The sequence below is a fragment of the Pedobacter sp. genome (genome assembly GCF_035566355.1).
Classification (GTDB): Bacteria; Bacteroidota; Bacteroidia; order Sphingobacteriales; family Sphingobacteriaceae; genus Pedobacter.
The window spans coordinates 1-2,200 of sequence record NZ_DATMRL010000678.1; the positions used below are offsets into that span (position 1 = coordinate 1).

Consider the following 2,200-nt stretch of genomic DNA (forward strand, 5'->3'; position numbering starts at 1 on the left):
TTGGAGATCTGCGAACCGGACAATTCATCATCGAAGATTACCAGTTTTACCTCTTTCAAGGTAATATATGTCTTAATCTCCTCCAGTTTCCCTTTCCCTATAAAAGTCTTGCTATCAGGATGTTGTAACTTCTGAGTAAATCGTTTCAAGGTCACTGCCCCGGCTGTCTCTGCCAGAAAAGCCAGTTCATCCAGATATTCCCGGGCTTGCTCTTCTGTTTGTTCCTTATGGATCAAACCGACCAATACGGCCTTTTCTTCGTGTATGCTGTTTTTCTTATCTAACAATATATTACCTTTTGGAGGGCAAAGGTAATGCGTAAGAATTGAATAGACTGTTCCACTCTTCAGTCTTTTATAAGCCGGTAATGGTAATACCTGCAGAGAAGGGGAATACAGCAGGGCCAGCGCTGTTTTTTATCAGGCTATTAAACTGAAATTGACCGAATAAGCCAAATACGCCCTTATTAATTCTGGCCGTGCCCGCCAGCTTGGTAGTATTAAAAAATTGTTTGGAGCTTTCCTTTTGAATATAGTTGCCCAGGGTCTGTCCCGCAGAATTCTGCAGTGTCTTGCCTTTTGTATAAGCACTCAGCATAAGTCCCACTTTAGCGCCTACAGCAAATTTCCAAGATTTGTTCGTGTTCTCGGGATCCAGGCAATACCGTAATTCTATCGGAGCTTCCAGATAGGTGGTGACTAATTTGAATTTCTTATAATGATTAGCACCTGCCTCATCAGGAAAGGCAAGCGTCTGATTCCCGTAGTTAGCCACCAGTACTTCCTGCTGATGGAAGAATATATTGCTGCACCCAATTCCAATACCGGTTCCGATACTAAACCGGGGATCCGTCTTAAATGGAAAATCGAACATGAAATATACATTGACGCTCCGGTTAAAACCTTGTATATGAATACTATCCGGGGTACCGGCCCAGTTATCGTAACCAAGCTGGAACATGAAATGGTCATTGGCACGTCTGGCAAGATCGGTTTTAGACCAATCCTTCTTGACGGGCTTTGCAGTTTCTGTACTCTTCGCAGGGGTTGTACTCTTTGCGGGAACTGTAGGCTTACTGATGATAGCAACAGAATCTTTTGTTTGAGCGAAAGCAGCAGTTGTGGCTAAAAACACTATTGCAGTAACGAAATACTTCTTCATAATTTCACTTGTAGGTAATGTCTTTTAATGATCCAATAGAACCCGCATGGACATTTTTCATCAGTTTAGGCTTAAACCAAGCGCGTTACAATTGATTGACAAATGTATTCCCCTTCGGGTTAATAAAAGGTTAAAGAAGCCAAAACCTGTTCTTTTAGTCCGATGGTTAGAGGACTGATTGCGAACCGGTTTCGATTCAATTCATAAAGGTTTTAACATAACCAATTCAGTATAAAATCCTTATAAATTGATAAATTTTGCCGCAATATATTACTTTTTGCTTTACCAGCTCAAAATGCTTTTTCCGCAGGCGGAGTGCCGGTTTTTCCGCTATTCCAGGTGAGTCCATGAAGTATCTGCCCGAATATTCTGAAAGACGATCAGAAATAATGAAAATTTAATTTAATTTGGTCCGCAGATTGTTAACGTAAGCAGCCATTTAATTTTATTTCTAGTCCTTATGCTATGGAGCAAATATAAAAGAAATCTCCCGCTATGGCCTAAACCCAAACCAAGCTTTTCACGAATTGCTTATTAATTGTGACCACCAACCCTCCATATGATGAAAAGAGCCTTTTACTTCGTGTAACGCATGGGGATGAAATTGCATTCACAGTATTATTCTATGCCTACCACAATAAGCTGGGTTCCTATATCTTACGTCTTACTGACTCCTTCCCGCTGACAGAAGAAATCGTACAGGATGTCTTTCTGAAGATCTGGAAGAACCGCTCTTCATTAGATAACATACAAAATTTTGAAGCATATCTCTTCGTCATTGCCCGCAACCGCGCATTCAACTGCCTTAAACAGATAGCCAGAGAGAAAATGAAAAAACAGGAATGGGAGAACACGGCAGGACAGAAAGAAGAACCTGATGAGATCCTTAATCCCGAATATCCTTATAACGGACTCATCGACAAGGCGATAGACGAGCTTCCTCCACAACAGAAAAAAGTGTATATTCTTCATAATCACGAAGGCATGGGTCACTCCGAAATTGCTGCCCAGCTTGGTTTATCACCAGGAACGGTGAAAA

At 41.3% G+C, this 2,200-nt stretch carries 2 protein-coding genes and 1 pseudogene; 1 reads left to right on the plus strand and 2 read right to left on the minus strand.

All coding sequences use genetic code 11. From position 1 onward, the window contains the following. A pseudogene (locus VNZ46_RS26680) lies at positions 1 to 287 on the minus strand (GTPase HflX); the annotation flags it as partial. A 67-nt stretch (positions 288 to 354) separates the two neighbouring features. After that, positions 355 to 1,161, minus strand: coding sequence for an outer membrane beta-barrel protein (locus VNZ46_RS26685; RefSeq protein WP_325564300.1), 807 nt, complete (start codon positions 1,159 to 1,161; stop codon positions 355 to 357). A 540-nt stretch (positions 1,162 to 1,701) separates the two neighbouring features. Between VNZ46_RS26685 and VNZ46_RS26690 the strand changes: the two genes are divergently transcribed. After that, positions 1,702 to 2,200: RNA polymerase sigma factor (locus VNZ46_RS26690; protein ID WP_325564302.1), on the plus strand; the 499-nt coding region annotated here is incomplete at its 3' end.

What these genes read in the sequence shown, in the direction of transcription:
- VNZ46_RS26685 (WP_325564300.1), bottom strand. Translation starts at nt 1,161, where the DNA reads ATGAAGAAGTATTTCGTTACTGCAATAGTGTTTTTAGCCACAACTGCT.